At 72.0% G+C, this 16125-nt stretch carries 15 protein-coding genes and 1 pseudogene; 14 read left to right on the top strand and 2 right to left on the bottom strand.

All coding sequences use genetic code 11. The annotated features are described in order from the left end of the window. Nucleotides 1-118: 118 nt before the first annotated feature. From ABFX51_RS12810 to ABFX51_RS12860, 11 genes are all read left to right on the top strand, one after another. On the top strand, nucleotides 119-1423 hold the full coding sequence (locus ABFX51_RS12810; protein WP_091515973.1) for an MATE family efflux transporter: 1305 nt from the start codon (nucleotides 119-121) through the stop codon (nucleotides 1421-1423). A 122-nt stretch (nucleotides 1424-1545) separates the two neighbouring features. Further along, nucleotides 1546-2856, top strand: a complete 1311-nt coding sequence (locus tag ABFX51_RS12815; RefSeq protein ID WP_091516064.1) for an MFS transporter — start codon at nucleotides 1546-1548, stop codon at nucleotides 2854-2856. 25 nt (nucleotides 2857-2881) lie between these two features. Next, the gene (gene truB / locus ABFX51_RS12820; protein ID WP_281245246.1) at nucleotides 2882-3775 is read left to right on the top strand and encodes a tRNA pseudouridine(55) synthase TruB; all 894 of its coding nucleotides are present in this window, start codon (nucleotides 2882-2884) and stop codon (nucleotides 3773-3775) included. A gap of 24 nt (nucleotides 3776-3799) precedes the next feature. Further along, on the top strand, nucleotides 3800-4756 hold the full coding sequence (locus ABFX51_RS12825; protein WP_091515971.1) for a bifunctional riboflavin kinase/FAD synthetase: 957 nt from the start codon (nucleotides 3800-3802) through the stop codon (nucleotides 4754-4756). A 113-nt stretch (nucleotides 4757-4869) separates the two neighbouring features. Further along, nucleotides 4870-5346: a helix-turn-helix domain-containing protein gene (locus ABFX51_RS12830; RefSeq protein ID WP_091515970.1), complete on the top strand. Its 477-nt coding sequence runs from the start codon at nucleotides 4870-4872 to the stop codon at nucleotides 5344-5346. Between the two features lie 6 nt (nucleotides 5347-5352). Further along, nucleotides 5353-5871, top strand: a complete 519-nt coding sequence (thpR, locus tag ABFX51_RS12835) for an RNA 2',3'-cyclic phosphodiesterase (RefSeq protein ID WP_091515968.1) — start codon at nucleotides 5353-5355, stop codon at nucleotides 5869-5871. Nucleotides 5872-5982: 111 nt separating this feature from the next. Further along, entirely contained in the window at nucleotides 5983-6252 is a 270-nt protein-coding gene (gene rpsO / locus ABFX51_RS12840; protein ID WP_091515966.1) for a 30S ribosomal protein S15, read from the top strand. 223 nt (nucleotides 6253-6475) lie between these two features. Then, nucleotides 6476-8713, top strand: coding sequence for a polyribonucleotide nucleotidyltransferase (locus tag ABFX51_RS12845; RefSeq protein WP_091515963.1), 2238 nt, complete (start codon nucleotides 6476-6478; stop codon nucleotides 8711-8713). A gap of 77 nt (nucleotides 8714-8790) precedes the next feature. After that, the gene (locus ABFX51_RS12850) at nucleotides 8791-10140 is read left to right on the top strand and encodes a M16 family metallopeptidase (RefSeq protein WP_091515960.1); all 1350 of its coding nucleotides are present in this window, start codon (nucleotides 8791-8793) and stop codon (nucleotides 10138-10140) included. Then, complete coding sequence (gene dapB, locus ABFX51_RS12855) at nucleotides 10137-10895, top strand: 4-hydroxy-tetrahydrodipicolinate reductase (RefSeq protein ID WP_091515957.1); 759 nt, start codon at nucleotides 10137-10139, stop codon at nucleotides 10893-10895. The genes ABFX51_RS12850 and dapB overlap by 4 nt, the downstream gene beginning before the upstream one ends. After that, nucleotides 10892-11344, top strand: a complete 453-nt coding sequence (locus ABFX51_RS12860) for a hypothetical protein (protein ID WP_091515956.1) — start codon at nucleotides 10892-10894, stop codon at nucleotides 11342-11344. Before dapB ends, ABFX51_RS12860 begins: the two co-directional genes overlap by 4 nt. Before the next feature lie 3 nt (nucleotides 11345-11347). On the opposite strand, the gene ABFX51_RS12865 is transcribed toward ABFX51_RS12860, so the two are convergent. After that, nucleotides 11348-11872, bottom strand: coding sequence for a YqaA family protein (locus ABFX51_RS12865; RefSeq protein ID WP_091515954.1), 525 nt, complete (start codon nucleotides 11870-11872; stop codon nucleotides 11348-11350). Between the two features lie 189 nt (nucleotides 11873-12061). On the opposite strand from ABFX51_RS12865, the gene ABFX51_RS12870 reads away from it, so the two are divergent. Next, entirely contained in the window at nucleotides 12062-12556 is a 495-nt protein-coding gene (locus ABFX51_RS12870; protein ID WP_245783406.1) for a GtrA family protein, read from the top strand. A 267-nt stretch (nucleotides 12557-12823) separates the two neighbouring features. Next, a pseudogene (locus ABFX51_RS12875) lies at nucleotides 12824-13546 on the top strand (glycosyltransferase family 87 protein); the annotation flags it as partial. Between the two features lie 279 nt (nucleotides 13547-13825). On the opposite strand, the gene ABFX51_RS12880 reads toward ABFX51_RS12875, so the two are convergent. Further along, a complete protein-coding gene (locus ABFX51_RS12880) occupies nucleotides 13826-14383 on the bottom strand; it encodes a GNAT family N-acetyltransferase (protein ID WP_346053802.1) in 558 nt (185 codons plus the stop codon). Between the two features lie 56 nt (nucleotides 14384-14439). On the opposite strand from ABFX51_RS12880, the gene ABFX51_RS12885 reads away from it, so the two are divergent. Further along, nucleotides 14440-15642 carry a winged helix-turn-helix domain-containing protein gene (locus tag ABFX51_RS12885; RefSeq protein ID WP_091515950.1) on the top strand — a complete coding sequence of 401 codons (1203 nt, stop codon included), beginning with the start codon at nucleotides 14440-14442 and terminating at the stop codon, nucleotides 15640-15642. Nucleotides 15643-16125 lie beyond the last annotated feature (483 nt).

Here is a 16125-nt window from a genome sequence, read left to right on the forward strand (position 1 = left end):
CTTCGCGCCGCCGCTGCGCGCCGCCGCTGCGCGCCGCCGCTTCGCGCCGCGCCGCCGCAACCCCCACCCCGGCCACCGCCCCTCCCGGGGAACGCCGGTTAACCTGCCTCATGTGCGCATGACGGCGGAGCGGGTGCCCGCGAAGAAGGTGTTCGGGCTCGCGATTCCCGCGCTCGGGGTGCTCGCGGCGGAGCCGTTGTACGTCCTCGTCGATACGGCCGTTGTGGGGCACCTTGGCGCCCTGCCGCTCGCCGGGCTGGCGCTCGGCGGCGTCGTGCTGTCGCAGATCTCCACGCAGCTGACGTTCCTCTCCTACGGCACCACCTCGCGCACCGCCCGCCTGCACGGCGCCGGCCGTCGCGCGGAGGCGGTCAGCGAGGGCGTCCAGGCGACGTGGCTCGCGCTCGCCGTCGGGGTCGTGCTGCTCGTCGCCGGGCAGTTGCTCGCCGGGCCGATCGCCCGCGCCCTCTCCGGCAGTGACGACATCGCCGCCGAGGCCGTCTCCTGGTTGCGGATCGCGCTGTGCGGGGCGCCGCTGATCCTCGTCACGATGGCGGGCAACGGCTGGATGCGCGGTGTGCAGGACACCGTCCGCCCGCTGCGTTTCGTGTTGCTGGGCAACGGGATTTCCGCCGTCCTGTGTCCCGTGCTCGTCTACGCCGCCGACTGGGGGCTCGAAGGCTCCGCCGTCGCGAACGTCGTGGCCCAGCTGATTTCCGCGAGCCTCTTCCTGCGGGCGCTGTTCGTCGAGAAGGCGCCGCTGCGACCGCATCCCGCCGTGATGCGTGCCCAGCTGACCCTGGGCCGCGACCTGGTGCTGCGCAGCCTCGCGTTCCAGGCCTGCTTCGTCTCGGCCGCCGCCGTCGCGGCCCGCACGTCCACCGCCGCCGTCGGAGCGCACCAGATCGTGCTGCAGCTGTGGACGTTCCTGTCCCTCGTGCTCGACTCGGTCGCGATCGCCGCGCAGTCGCTCGTCGGGGCCGCGCTCGGCGGCGGGGCGCGGCGGCAGGCGCAGGGCGTCGCCGGGCAGATCACCGCCTACGGGCTGCTGCTGGGCTGCGTGCTGTGCGGCCTGTTCGCGGCCCTGTCCCAGGTGCTGCCGCACGCCTTCACCGCCGACCCCGGCGTACTGGGCGAAATCCCGCACGCGTGGTGGTTCTTCGTCGCGCTCCAGCCGATCGCGGGCGTCGTGTTCGCGCTCGACGGCGTGCTGCTGGGGGCGGGGGACGCGGCGTTCCTGCGCACCGCGACGCTCGGCAGCGCCGCACTCGGGTTCCTGCCGCTGATCTGGATCTCGCTCGCGCTCGGCTGGGGCCTGACCGGCATCTGGACCGGGCTGTCCCTGTTCATGGTGCTGCGGCTGGCGGCCGTCGTCGCGCGGTGGCGGTCGGGCCGCTGGGCGGTCGTCGGCGCAGTGCGTTAGGCCATGTGGCCGAGAACACCGTTATTTCCGGTAAGTATTTCTGTTGCGTAGTCGATACAAACAATGGTTGTACCCCGACTTCGCATCAGGAGGCTTTCTTCGTGCCGCCCCAGCAGGCACCCGTGATCGGCAAGGCCAGCCGCCGGTCCTGGCTCATCTGGTTCACCGCAGCTCTCGTCTACCTCCTCTCCGTCTTCCACCGCACCTCCTTCGGGGTGGCGGGACTGGAAGCCGCCGACCGCTTCGGCGTCGGCGCCGCCGCACTCGGCACCTTCACCGTCCTGCAGGTCGGCGTCTACGCCGCGATGCAGATCCCCACCGGCGTCCTCGTCGACCGCCACGGCCCGCGCAAGGTCCTCGTCGCCGCACTGCTGTTCCTCGGCCTCGGCCAGATCCTGCTCGCCGTGGCGCACTCCTACGGCCTCGGCCTGCTCGCGCGCGGCGTCCTCGGCTTCGGCGACGCCCTCACGTTCGTCAGCGTCCTGCGGCTGATCGCCGCCCACTTCCCGGGCCGCCAGTACGCCGTGGTCACGTCCTTCACCACCGCCATCGGGTTCGTCGGCAACCTCGCCGCGACCGTCCCGCTGACGCTGCTGCTCGCCGGCCCCGGCTGGCTGCCGACGTTCCTCGTCGCCGGCCTCGTGACGACGCTGTACGCGACCGTCGTCGCCGCGCGGGTCCGCGACACGCCGCAGGGCCACGCCGCGAAGACCGCGCGTGTCGACCGCCGTGAGCTGCTGCGCCAGGTCCGCACCGCTTGGCGCGTGCCCGGTACCCGCCTGGGTTTCTGGGTGCACTTCACGACGATGTTCGCGCCCAACGTGCTGACCCTGCTGTGGGGCGTGCCGTTCCTCGTGCAGGGCCAGGGTCTCGCCCCGGCGACGGCCAGCGCGCTGCTGACCGTGTTCGTGTTCGGCTCGATGCTCGGCGGGCCGCTGACCGGTGCCCTCATCGGGGCACGGCCGGGCCTGCGCATGCCGCTCGTCGTCGGCTACCTGGCGGGCGCCGCGCTGGTGTGGGCGCTGCTGCTCGGCTGGCCCGGCACGATCCCGGTGGCGGTGCTGGTGCCGTGCTTCGCGTTCCTGTCGCTGGGCGGCCCGGCGTCGATGATCGCCTTCGCGTTGGCCCGCGACTACAACCCGCTGCACCGCGTCGGCACGGCGACCGGCGTCGTCAACGTCGGCGGCTTCGTCGCGACGACGATCACCGCGCTCGCGGTGGGCGTGCTGCTGCAGCTGAGCGGGAACTTCCGCGTCGCGCTGCTGGCCGTCGTGGTCGTGCTCGCGCTGGGCACGTTCCGCACGCTGGTGTGGTGGCGCCGGGCGCGCGCGGCGCTGTTCGCGGCGCAGGCGCGGGGTGAGCAGGTGCCGGTGCAGGTGCGGCGCCGGCTGTGGGACGTCCAGGAGGACCGCCAGGTCCCCGCCGCCGCGTGAGCGTCGACGGATAGGGTTTCTCGTCGTGCCACCGAAGTCCCCGCCTCCGCCGCCCGGTCTGCTCGTCGTCGACAAGCCGCCGGGGATGACGTCGCACGACGTCGTCGCCCGCGTCCGCCGCATCATGGGCACCCGCAAGGTCGGGCACGCCGGCACGCTCGACCCGATGGCCACCGGCGTGCTGGTGCTGGGCATCGAACGCGCCACGAAACTGCTCGGCCACCTGGCGCTGGACCGCAAGACCTACCTGGCGACGCTGTCGCTGGGCAGTGCCACCACGACGGACGACGCCGAGGGCGAGGTGCTGTCCACAGCGGACACCGGCGCGGTCACCGACGAGGAGATCGCCGCCGGGATCGCCGCTCTCACCGGGGAAATCGAGCAGGTGCCCAGCGCGGTGAGCGCGGTCAAGGTGTCCGGCAAGCGGGCCTACGCCCGGGTGCGCGCGGGCGAGGAGGTCGCGCTGCCGCCCCGCAAGGTGACGGTGTACCGGTTCGACCTGCTCGCCACGCGCCGCGAGGCCGACCGCATCGAGCTGGACGCCGTCGTCGAGTGCTCCTCGGGTACCTACGTCCGGGCGCTCGCGCGGGACCTCGGCGCCGCGCTCGGCGTCGGCGGGCACCTCGCCGCGCTGCGGCGCACCACCGTCGGCCCGTTCACCCTCGCCACCGCGCGCACCCTGGAGCAGCTGGAGGAGAAGCCGGAGCTGACCCACGACCTCAGCGAGGCCGTGGCGAAAGCGTTCCCGCGTTACGACGTGGACGCGGCGACGGCGAAGGCCGTCCGGTACGGGCAGCAGGTCCGGGCGTCGGGCATCGAGGGCACCTACGGCGTCTTCGGCCCGGACGGCCGCGTGCTCGCGCTCGCCGTCGACGCGGGCGGCGTGGCCCGTTCCGTGGTGGTGCTGGAACCGGCCTAGATCGCGCGGCAGTAGGCTTCCCGCGTGCAGAGGTGGCGTGGTCTGGAAGAGCTCCCCGGCGGCTGGGGGCGGTGCGTGGTCACGATCGGCGTGTTCGACGGGGTGCACCGCGGGCACCAGGCGCTCATCGGCAAGACCGTCGAGATCGCCAAGTCCCGCAACCTGCCCAGCGTCGTGCTCACGTTCGACCCGCACCCGTCGGAGGTCATCCGCCCCGGCAGCCACCCCGCGCAGCTGACCACGTTGCGGCGCAAGGCCGAGCTGGTCGAGCAGCTGGGCGTCGACGTGTTCGCGGTGCTGCCGTTCACGCCCGAGCTGATGCGCATGCCGGCGCACGAGTTCGTGCACGAGATCCTCGTCGACCGGCTGCACGCGGCCGCCGTCGTGGTGGGGGAGAACTTCACCTTCGGCGTCAAGGCCGCCGGGAACGTGGCGCTGCTGCGGGAGCTGGGCAAGCGGTTCGGGTTCGCGACCTACGGCGCCGAGCTGCAGGGCGAGCGGGACGACGCCGCCGAGATCACCTTCTCCTCCACCTACGTCCGCTCGTGCATCGACGCCGGTGACGTCGTCGCCGCCGCGGAGGCGCTGGGCAGGCCGCACCGCCTCGAAGGCATCGTCGTCCGCGGCGACGGCCGGGGGCACGACCTCGGCTACCCCACGGCGAACCTGTCCACCCCGCGCTTCGCGGCCGTGCCCGCCGACGGCGTGTACGTGTGCTGGTTCATCCGCGCCGCCGACCCGGAGCGCCGCCTGGCGTCGGCCGTGTCCGTCGGCACCAACCCCACGTTCTCGGGCCGCGAGCGCACGGTCGAGGCGTTCGTGCTCGACGTGGACGAGGACTTCTACGGCCAGCACGTCGCGCTCGACTTCGTCGCGAGACTGCGCGACCAGATCAAGTTCACCTCGGTCGAGGACCTGATCCTGCGGATCGACGAGGACGTCGCCCAGACCCGGGGGATACTCGGGCTCGCCTCCGGCTGAGTCGCGTTCGCGAATCGCTGCGCCAAACCCCGTCCGCGCCGGCGCCGCGCCTGGCAAAATGCTCCTGCGCCCGCCGGGCGCGGCACAGGGGAGCAAAGGGGAGTACTGGCAGCGTGGAGGACTCGAAGATCGTCCAGCGGAACATCGCACTGCAGCGCGAGTGGTACGGCGAGCCGCTGGGTGACCGGGTGCGCAGGCTCGTCGTGGCCTTCGACGTGTCGCAGGCCTACCTGGCGGAGGTGCTGGGCATCAGCGCCCCCATGCTGAGCCAGGTGATGAGCGGCCGCCGCGCGAAGATCGGCAACCCCGTCGTGCTCGCCCGGATGATCATGCTCGAACGCAAGTGCCTGATCCCCGAGGTCGCCGCCGGCCACAAGGACGCGCTGATGGCGGCGCTGGAGGACGTGAAGGACGCGCGGCCCACCGTGGGCCGCGACAACATCCCGGTCGCCGCGGTGGACGACCGGATGGCGCTGGCCGCGCTGCGCGAGGTCGCCGAGGACGAGGACCTCACGGAGGCGGCGAAGCGCCTGGACGACGACTTCCCGGCGATCGCGGACCTGCTGCGCCGGGCCGGAGCGCAGGGGTGAGCTGACATGCTGCTGTTCTCGGCACTGCTACCGCCGGACCAGGTCGTCCGGTCGCTGCGGGCGCACCTCGCGCCGCTCCAGGAGGAGGTCACCGCGCCGCGGTGGGTCCCGCCGAGGCAGTGGCACGTGACGCTCGGCTTCTACGGCGAGGCCGATCCGGACGAGCGGGTAGAATGGCTGACGAAGGCGCTCGCCGGGCACCACGCCCCGACGCTGCGCCTCCAGGGTGCCGGGGCTTTTTCCCGGGTGCTGTACCTGGGGGTCTACAGCGAGGGCCTGACGGAGCTGGCCACCGCGGCGGGCGCCGGGGACGAGCGGCCGTACCTGCCCCACCTGACGATCGCCCGCACGGAGGGTGACGTACCGGCCGAGCTGCCGAAGCGGCTCGGGGGTTACGTCAGCGAACCGTGGACGGCACTCGAGGCCGTGCTGATGCGCAGCGAACTCACCGGTTCCGGCTCGCGCTACTCGATCGTGGCCCGGTTCCCCCTCGAGTCCCGGCAGGCCGGGGGAGGGGCTGCCTGATACCCTGAAACACCGGGTCCGGCTGCAGTCCGTGGCGGCCGTGACCGACTCACCCGGCGCGCACCCGCGTCCGGGCCGCACGGCACAGAGAAGAACCAAGGAGAACACGGCGTGGCGCTGTCCACCGAAGAGAAGAAGTCGATCCTCTCCGAGTACGGTCTGCACGACTCGGACACCGGATCCCCCGAGGCCCAGGTGGCCCTGCTGACCAAGCGGATCATCGGCCTCACCGAGCACCTCAAGGCTCACAAGCACGACCACCACTCGCGCCGCGGGCTGCTGCTGCTGGTCGGCCGCCGCCGCCGGCTGCTCAACTACGTGGCGAAGGTGGACATCGAACGGTACCGGTCGCTGATCCAGCGACTCGGCCTCCGCCGATAGCGCACTGGCGAGGGGGAGCGGCCGCCCGGTCGCTCCCCCTCGCCACATGACAGCAACAAAGAGGCAAGGCGAGAACCGCGCGAGGACTTCCCCGCCGGTCCTCGGTAGTGGCTTCCGGGACGCCTCCCGGTGGCTTCGATCGAAGACCGGCCTCGTTCCTCGGGCGTCACCCCGCACGGGCGGGGTGAGTTTCCCGCCGCACGAACGAGGAGAAACACAACTCATGACCGACGCAGTCGGCAACCAGGTGCACGAGACCGAAGCCGTCATCGACAACGGCCGGTTCGGCACCCGCACCATCCGGTTCGAGACCGGGCGCCTGGCCCGCCAGGCCGCCGGCGCCGTCGTGGCCTACCTGGACGAGGAGACCATGCTCCTGTCCGCCACCACGGCGTCGAAGCAGCCGAAGGAGCACTTCGACTTCTTCCCGCTCACCGTGGACGTCGAGGAGCGCATGTACGCCGCGGGCCGCATCCCCGGCGCGTTCTTCCGCCGCGAGGGCCGTCCCTCCACGGACGCGATCCTGACCGCGCGGCTGATCGACCGGCCGCTGCGCCCGTCCTTCGCCGACGGTCTCCGCAACGAGATCCAGGTCGTCGTCACGGTGCAGAGCCTGCACCCCGAGGACCCGTACGACGTGCTGGCGATCAACGCCGCGTCCGCGTCCACCCAGATCGGCGGCCTGCCGTTCTCGGGCCCGATCGGCGGCGTCCGCGTCGCGCTGATCGAGGGCCAGTGGGTCGCGTTCCCGACGTGGACCCAGCTGGAGAAGGCCACCTTCAACATGGTCGTCGCGGGCCGTGTGGTCGGTGACGATGTCGCGATCATGATGGTCGAGGCCGAGGGCACCGAGCAGACGCTCGACCTGGTCGCCGCCGGTGCCACGGCGCCGGACGAGGAGACCGTCGCCCAGGGCCTGGACGCGGCCAAGCCGTTCATCCGGGTGCTGTGCGAGGCGCAGCAGAAGCTCGCCGACGTGGCCGCCAAGCCGACCGGTGACTTCCCGGTGTTCCCGGCGTACCAGCAGGACGCGTACGACGCCGTCGCCGCGATCGCGACCGAGGACCTGTCCCGCGCGCTGACCATCGCGGGCAAGCAGGAGCGCGAGAACGCGACCGACGAGGTCAAGGCCGCGGTGCTGGAGAAGGTCGGGCTCGGCGAGGGCGAGGCCTTCGAGGGCCGCGAGAAGGAGATCGGCGCCGCGTTCCGCGCGCTGACCAAGAAGCTGATCCGCCAGCGGATCCTGCGTGACAAGGTCCGCATCGACGGCCGCGGCGTCACCGACATCCGCAGCCTGTCGGCCGAGGTCGGCATCGTGCCGCGGGCCCACGGCTCGGCGCTGTTCGAGCGCGGTGAGACCCAGATCCTGGGCGTCACCACGCTGAACATGCTCCGCATGGAGCAGCAGATCGACTCGCTGTCCCCGGAGACCACGAAGCGCTACCTGCACCACTACAACTTCCCGCCGTTCTCCACCGGGGAGACGGGCCGCGTCGGCTCGCCGAAGCGGCGCGAGATCGGGCACGGCGCGCTCGCCGAGCGGGCGCTGGTGCCGGTGCTGCCGAAGCGTGACGAGTTCCCGTACGCCATCCGCCAGGTGTCGGAGGCGCTGGGCTCCAACGGGTCCACCTCGATGGGCTCGGTCTGCGCCTCGACAATGGGCCTGTACAACGCGGGCGTGCCGCTGAAGGCGCCGGTCGCGGGCATCGCGATGGGCCTGGTGTCCGACGAGGTCGACGGCGAGACGCGCTACGTCGCGCTGACCGACATCCTCGGCGCCGAGGACGCGTTCGGCGACATGGACTTCAAGGTCGCCGGCACCCGCGACATCATCACCGCGCTGCAGCTGGACACCAAGCTCGACGGCATCCCCTCCGAGGTGCTCGCCGCCGCGCTGAAGCAGGCCAAGGACGCCCGGCTGACGGTGCTCGAGGTCATGCTCGAGGCGATCGACGGGCCGGACGAGATGAGCCCGTACGCGCCGCGCGTCACCAGCGTGAAGATCCCGGTCGACAAGATCGGCGAGGTCATCGGCCCGAAGGGCAAGATGATCAACTCGATCACCGAGGAGACCGGCGCCGACATCTCCATCGAGGACGACGGCACGATCTACGTGGGCGCGGCCGACGGCCCGTCGGCGGAGGCCGCGATCAGCAAGATCAACGCCATCGCCAACCCGCAGCTGCCGAAGGTGGGCGAGCGGTTCCTCGGCACCGTGGTGAAGACGGCCGCGTTCGGCGCGTTCGTCTCGCTGCTGCCGGGCAAGGACGGCCTGATCCACATCTCGAAGCTGGGCAACGGCAAGCGCATCGGCAAGGTCGAGGACGTGGTCAACGTGGGCGACAAGCTCCGCGTCGAGATCGCCGACATCGACAACCGCGGCAAGATCAGCCTGGTCCTCGTCAAGGAAGAGGACGAGAAGGCGGGCGACAAGGCCGAGGACAAGGCCGAAGCCAAGTAGGGTTTCCCCTTTCGCGAATGGCCCGTTCGAGCGCGTCTCGAGCGGGCCATTCGCGCGCTGGAGGAGTTAGGGACTTCATGGCACGACAGATCCCGGGCTACGAGCAGCCCGTGGGCAGCACCCGGAAACTGGACGAGGCGGTCAGGCGGACCGTGCTGCCCGGCGGCCTGCGGGTGATCACCGAGCACGTGCCGGGCGTGCGCTCCGCGACCGTCGGGCTGTGGGTCGGCATCGGCTCCCGCGACGAGCCGCCCGCCGTCGCCGGCGCGGCGCACTACCTCGAGCACCTGCTGTTCAAGGGCACCCGCACCCGCAGCGCGACGCAGATCGCCGAGGAGATCGACGCGGTCGGCGGCGAGTTCAACGCGTTCACCGCCAAGGAGCACACGTGCTACTACGCGCAGGTGCTCGACGAGGACCTGCCGCTCGCGGTGGACCTGGTCACCGACGTGGTCTTCGAGGCGCTCTGCGCGGAGTCCGATGTGGACACCGAGCGCAGCGTGGTGCTGGAGGAGATCGCGATGCGCGACGACGACCCCGAGGACCTGCTGCACGAGACGTTCGTCGGCGCGGTGCTGGCGGGGCACGCGCTCGCGAAACCCGTGCTGGGCACCGAGGAGTCGATCCGCGGCATGTCGGCGAAGGCGCTGCGGGGCTTCTACCGCCGCCGCTACACGCTGCCGCGCATGGTCCTCGCGGTCGCGGGGAACGTCGAGCACGCGCAGGTGCTCCGCCTGGCGCGCAAGGCGCTCGGCGAGCGGCTGTCCGGTCCGGGCACCCCGGTCCCGCCGCGCCGCGGCCGGGCCCGCATCACCGCCGGGCCGCGGCTGGAGCTGCACACCGACGACACCGAGCAGGCCCACGTGATGCTCGGCATGCGCGCGCTGTCACGGCACGACGAGCGCCGCTACGCGCTCAGCGTGCTCAACGCCGCGCTCGGCGGCGGCATGAGTTCCCGGCTGTTCCAGGAGATCCGGGAGCAGCGGGGGCTGGCGTACCAGGTGTACTCGTCTATCGCGGCGTACGCGGACACCGGGCACCTGTCGGTGTACGCGGGCTGCCAGCCGGAGCGGCTGGGCGAGGTCGCGAACGTGCTGCGGGACGTGCTGGGGCAGGTGGGCAAGGAGGGCTTCACCGACGCCGAGGTCGCCCGCGCGAAGGGCCAGCTGCGGGGCGGGCTCGTGCTGGGCCTGGAGGACACCGCGTCGAGGATGTCGCGCATCGGCAAGCAGGAGCTGAACTACGGGCTCTACGCGGGCGTCGACGAGACGGTGGAGCGCATCGACGCGGTGACGACCGAAGAGGTCTATGACCTGGCTCGCAGTCTGTTCTCGGCGCCGGGTGGGGTCTCCGTCGGCGCGGTGGTCGGGCCGTACGCTTCCCCGCAGGACCTGCCGGACGACCTGCACGAGGTGATTGCGCGATGACCCGCGGCGAGAACGACCCGATCCGAGTCGGTGTGCTCGGTGCCCGTGGCCGCATGGGGGCCCAGGTGGTGAAGGCCGTCGAGGCTGCGCCGGACATGACCGTCGTCGCGACGGTGGACGCGGGTGACGAGCTGTCGGCGCTCACCGGGGCCGAGGTCGTCGTCGACTTCACGCACCCCGACGTGGTGATGGACAACCTGCGCTTCGCGGTCGAGAACGGTATCGCCGCCGTGGTGGGCACCACCGGGTTCACCGAGCAGCGGCTGGAGACGGTGCGCGGCTGGCTGCGGGACCGGCCGGAGCTGGGGGTGCTGATCGCGCCGAACTTCGCGCTCGGCGCCGTGCTCGCGATGCGGTTCGCCCAGCAGGCGGCGCGGTTCTACGAGTCGGTGGAGATCATCGAGCTGCACCACAACCGCAAGGCCGACGCCCCGTCCGGCACCGCGGCCCACACCGCGCGGCTCGTCGCGGAGGCCCGCCGCGAAGCCGGGCTGAAGCCGGGCGCGGACGCGACGACGTCCGAAGTGGACGGTGCGCGCGGTGCGCTGGTCGACGACGTGCGGGTGCACTCGGTGCGCCTGCCCGGCCTGGTCGCGCACGAGGAGATCCTGTTCGGGCAGGAGGGCGAGACGCTCACCATCCGCCACGACTCGATGGACCGGACGTCGTTCATGCCGGGCGTGCTGCTCGGCGTGCGCGAGGTGCTGGGCAGGCCGGGGCTGACCGTCGGCCTCGAGAACGTGCTGGACCTGTGAAGGCCCGCAACCTCGCGCTGCTGCTGACGGCGGCGCTGGTGGTCTACCTGGTGCTGCTCGCCGACCGTGCGGTGCAGCTGCTGCGCACGGGCACCGGCGTCGGCATCGCGCTCGGCGTGGCGGTGTTCGTGCTGCCGGTGCTCGGGGCGTGGATGGTCGTCGCGACGTGGCGTTCCGGCGTGCGGATCCAGCGGCTGGCGCGGCGGCTCGACGAGGAGGGCGGCCTGCCCGACGTCTCCGACCTGCCGCGCCGCCCGTCGGGCCGGGTGGACCGCGCCGCCGCCGACGCGTGGTTCGAGGACCGCCGCGCGGAGCTGGAGGCGCACCCGGACGACTGGCGGTACTGGTACCGCCTCGCGTACGCCTACGACGTCGCGGGCGACCGCCGCCGGGCGAGGGCCACCATGCGCAAGGCGCTCGACCTGGAAGCCGCCGAGCACCAGCACTGATGTTCAGCTGAGGTGCGCCCAGGACGCGAACAGCGCGGGGCACGCGGCCAGCACGCTGTACCGGACGAACCGCCCCGCCAGCCCCGCGGTCAGGAACGTGGACAGGCGCATGTCGGCCAGCCCGGCGAGCACGGTGGTCGCCATGAACGGCGGCAGCCCGATGACCGAGCTGACCCCGTACGTGCCCGTCATCCAGAACGGGTGCCGGTGGCAGCGCTCGCGCAGGGCCTCCACCTTGCCGCGCAACCACTTCGTCCGCGCGTGCCAGCGGTCGCGCCGCCTGCTGGGCGGGCGCTGGCGGTGCAGCCGGTCGTGCAGCACCGGCGGCAGCTTGATCGAGCCGCGCGCGGCCAGGTAGTAGAGCAGCTTCCCGGCGATCTGCCCGATCGCGACGGCCGCGCCCACGAGGAACCACTGCGCGCCGGGCTCGCTGGACATCAGCCCCAGTACGAACACCTCGATGCTGATCACCGGGATCAGCGCCGAGCCGAAGGCGACCCCGAGCGTCAGGAAGAACCAGCCGAGCACAGCGCCTCCCGAGGTCTCCTGACGGATGGGCCCACTCCCCTGATCGGTGAGACGGGCCACTCCGTTTCGTGGTGGAACCCAGTCAACCGCACCACGATCGGGTGCACAGGGGGGTTCACCCTACTCTTCGCACCCTGCTGACCACCGCATGGCAACCTCCCGGTCACCCGCCGCTGGGAACCTGGCCGCGTGCCCGACGGACCTCCCGCCCCGCCCGCCCGGTTCGCCGCCCTGTGCGCCGCGATCGTGCGCCCGCTGCCGGTGCCCGTCCCGCCGAGCCTCGTGGGTTTCGCCCTCATCAACGGGATGACGTTCGGGGTGGACCTCGCGTTGCTCACGATCGCCACCTCGGTGCTCGGGCTGCCGCTGCCGCTGGGCATCACGATCGGCTACGCGACCGCGTTCGGGCTGGCGTTCGTGCTCAACCGGACGCTGAACTTCCGCTCCCACGCGCCGCTCGGCGGGCAGACGCTGCGTTACGTCCTGGTCGTCGCCGTGAACTACTTCGGGTGCATCCTCGGCATCGGTGCCGGCCTGGCCGCGCTGGGCGTGGAATACCACGTCGCGCGCGTGCTCGCCGGGGCCGCCGAGGCGGTGTTCATGTACTGCTCGCTGCGCTGGTTCGTCTTCTCCGGCGCCCGAGAGGGGACCCGCTCGAAGGTCGCGACACGCGGGCAACCATGATAGGAGCCGCCGCGTCTGTATGCCGGGATACTTCTCGTGGCTTAGGCACCTGGGAGAAGCGTTTTGAATTCAGTGGTCTCGACCTGGAGGCACGGGAGTACCGCCGCACGGGTGCGGCTCGCCCTGCAGCTGCTGCTGGCGCTCGGCCTGTTCTGCGCGCTCGCCTACTACGCGCACGGTATCCGGAAGTGGCCCACCGACGTCGACATCTACCGGCTCGGCGCGGACACCTTCCTCAAGGGGCACTCGATCTACACGCAGCTGCCGGTGTCCTCGATCGGCGGCGCGCTGCCCTACACGTACCCGCCGTTCTCGGCCGTGGTGTTCGTGCCGCTGGCGATCGTCCCGCCGCCCGTCGGCTACCCGCTGCTCACCGCCGCGACCTGCCTGGCGCTGTTCCCGATCCTGCTGGCCTACCGCAAGGTCTCGCCCGAGCTGAAGGGCCTGCTCGCGAAGCCGTGGATGGTCACCGCCGGCGCGTGCGTGCTGGTCGTCGCGCACCCGGTCGCGAACACGATCTTCTGGGGCCAGATCAACGTCCTGCTGATGATGCTGGTGGCGGTCGACTGCCTGTGGCCGAACCCGAAGTGGCCGCGGGGCGCGCTGATCGGCATCGCGGCCGCGATCAAGCTGACCCCGGCCGGGTTCGTGCTGCTGTTCCTGCTGCGCAAGGACTACCGCGCGGTGGTCACGAGCTTCGTCAGCTTCTGCGTGTGCACCGCGATCGCGTTCGCGCTCAACCCGGGTGACTCGTGGCAGTACTGGACCGACCGCGTGTTCCACGCGAGCAGCATGAACATCGGCCCGATCCACGCCAACGAGTCCGTGACCTCCAGCCTGGAGAAGCTCGGCGTCGGCGGCACGACGCTCACGATCGCCGGCGGGCTCGGCGTGCTGGCCGTCGTGGTGATGACCTGGCTGGGCACCCGCCGCGCGCTCGACGACGGCGACCTGGCCATGGCGCTGGGCGTCAACGCGACGGGCGTGCTGCTCGTCTCGCCGATCTCCTGGTCGCACCACTGGGTCCTGGCGCTGCCGACAGCGGCCCTGATCATGATCAAGGGCTACCAGCAGCACCGGTTCTGGCTGCTGTTCTCCGGCTGGGTGGGGGTCGTGGTGCTCTGGCTCGCGCCGCACTACCAGGTCCCGCTGGAGTACCAGATCTGGAGCTTCGCGCAGAAGGTCGCGGGCTCCAGCTACCAGCTCCTCGCGGTGATCTTCCTGATCGTGATGACCGTGCGGTGGTACCTCGGCCGCCGGGGGCGTGGGTCAGCCGACAAGCTCGATGTCGAGCTGACCGGTCAGGCGGACCTCGCGCAGCCTGCGCTCGCCGGTGTCGAGGGTGCGCACGGTGCCGTCCGGACGCCAGCCGGCGCGGCGGAAGAAGGAAAGTGACGCCGAGTCGGACTCGGCGACCCAGGTGATCCCGCGGTCCTTCTGCTGACGGCGCAGCCCCTGCGCGGCGCTGTGCAGGAGGCGGCCGCCGTGTCCCCGGCGGCCCCACCGCGGTTCGACCAGGATGGTGGCGATCAGCCCGGTGCGCCCGGCGTCCCCGGGCAGTTCGCCCGAGGCGCTCGCGACCTCCTCCTCGGGCGCGGGCCCGGCCACGCAGAAGCCGACGGTGTGGACGCCTTCGGTGGCGACATAGACCGTGGTGGCGGGGTGCGCGATCGCCTCGGCCCACTGCTGCTCGGCGGTCGTTTCGAGCGCGGCCAGCGCCTGCTCGCCGAGCAGGTCGGCGTAGGCGGTGCGCCACGTGACGAGCTGGATGCGGGCGATCTCCGGAGCGTCCTCGGGCACGGCGGCGCGGACTGCGGCTTCTGGCATGGCCCGGACACTAGCGACCCGGTTTTTGTCGGTGGGTGCTGGCACGATGACTCCCGATGGACACGATGAGCAACGCGGTGGCGCGGCGGGTCGCGCTGGCCGCACAGGGCTTCGCCGATCCCCGGCCCGAGGTCGCCACGCGCAGGCACCTCCGCCGGGTTCTGTCGCGCGTGCAGCTGATCCAGCTGGACTCGGTGAACGTCGCGGTGCGGGCGCACTACGCGCCGCTGTTCTCGCGGTTGGGGGCGTACGACCAGGCGCTCATCGACGAGGCGGCGTGGTCGCACAGCGCACGGAAGCCGCGGATGCTGGTCGAGACGTGGGCGCACGAGGCGAGCCTGATCCCGGTGGAGGACTGGCCGCTGCTGCGCTCGGGGGCGAAGCGGGCGGGGTGGTGGCGGCACTACGCGCGGCTGGTCGACGAGTCGCCTTCCCTGGTCGAGGACATCCTCGCGGTGGTGAAGGAGCAGGGGCCGATCGGGGCCGGTGCCATCGAGCGTGAGGTCGTGGGGGAGTCGCGGCGCAGGCAGGGGCCGTGGTGGGACCGGTCGGAGGTCAAGAAGGTCTGCGAGTGGCTGTTCGGGATGGGGCAGCTGACCACGGGCACGCGCCGGTCGTTCGAGCGGTTGTACGACCTGACGGAGCGGGTGGTGCCGCCGGAGGTGCTGGCGCGGCGGGTCGGGCCGGAGGAGGGGGCGCGGGAGCTGGTAGCCCGCTCGGCTGCGGCGCTGGGCGTCGCGACGGAGACCGATCTGCGGGACTACTACCGGCTGGGCCCGGAAGTGATGAAGCAGGCGGTGGGGGAGCTGGTGGAGTCCGGGGTGCTGGAGCCGGTGCGGGTGCGGGAGTGGCGGCCGCAGGCGTACCGGTTCGCCGGGGCGCGGATGCCGAGGAAGGTCGTCGGGCGGGCGTTGCTGTGCCCGTTCGACCCGCTGGTCTGGGAGCGCGCGCGGACGGAGCGGCTGTTCGGGTTCACGTACCGCATCGAGATCTACGTGCCGGAGCCGAAGCGGGTCTATGGGTACTACGTGTTCCCGTTCCTGTTGGACGGCGAGCTGGTGGCGAGGGTGGACCTGAAGGCCGACCGGGAGGCGGGGGTGCTGCGGGTGCAGGGCGCCTTCGCCGAGCCGGACGTGGACGAGGTCCACGTGGCGGGCGAGCTGATGGCGGAGCTGCGGCTGATGGCGGAGTGGCTGTCACTGGACGGCGTGGCGGTCGGGGAGCGGGGTGATCTGGCACCGGTACTCCGGCGGGTGTGAGGCCGGGGGTTGGGCGCGGTGCTGGGGGCTGGGCTGGAGCTGGCGGCTGGGCGCGGCGCTGGGGGCTGGGCGTTGCGCTGGGCTGGGGGGCGGCGCTGGGACTGGGCGCGGCGTCGGGGGCTGGTGGTGCTTCGGCAGGGCGTTGTGGGCGCCTGATGCACGGGCGCGGCTGCTGTGGTGGCTTTGGCTGGCTCCCGACAGCAGTGCGAGGGGCGTCTGTTCGACGCCCCTCGCCATCCCCCTGACCTGGCGGCAGGCGCGGACTGAGGGAACACCCCCGGTCGCCTCGTCCTCGCCTTCCGCCGTTGGCAGGGCCAGCCGTCCGCCCTCGGCCTGCCCCCAAGCCCGGGCGCGTGCCCGCCGGCCGCACTGCCCCTCGCCCGGCCGCTCGCCGCCGGCGGCCGTCGCTCGTCGGGCCCGCTCGGCCTAGTACTCCAGCCGCACTTCGTGATGTTGGTTGTGTCTTCGCTGGTAGTGGCTGGT

Source organism: Amycolatopsis dongchuanensis (assembly GCF_039542405.1).
Taxonomy (GTDB): domain Bacteria; phylum Actinomycetota; class Actinomycetes; order Mycobacteriales; family Pseudonocardiaceae; genus Amycolatopsis_E; species Amycolatopsis_E sacchari.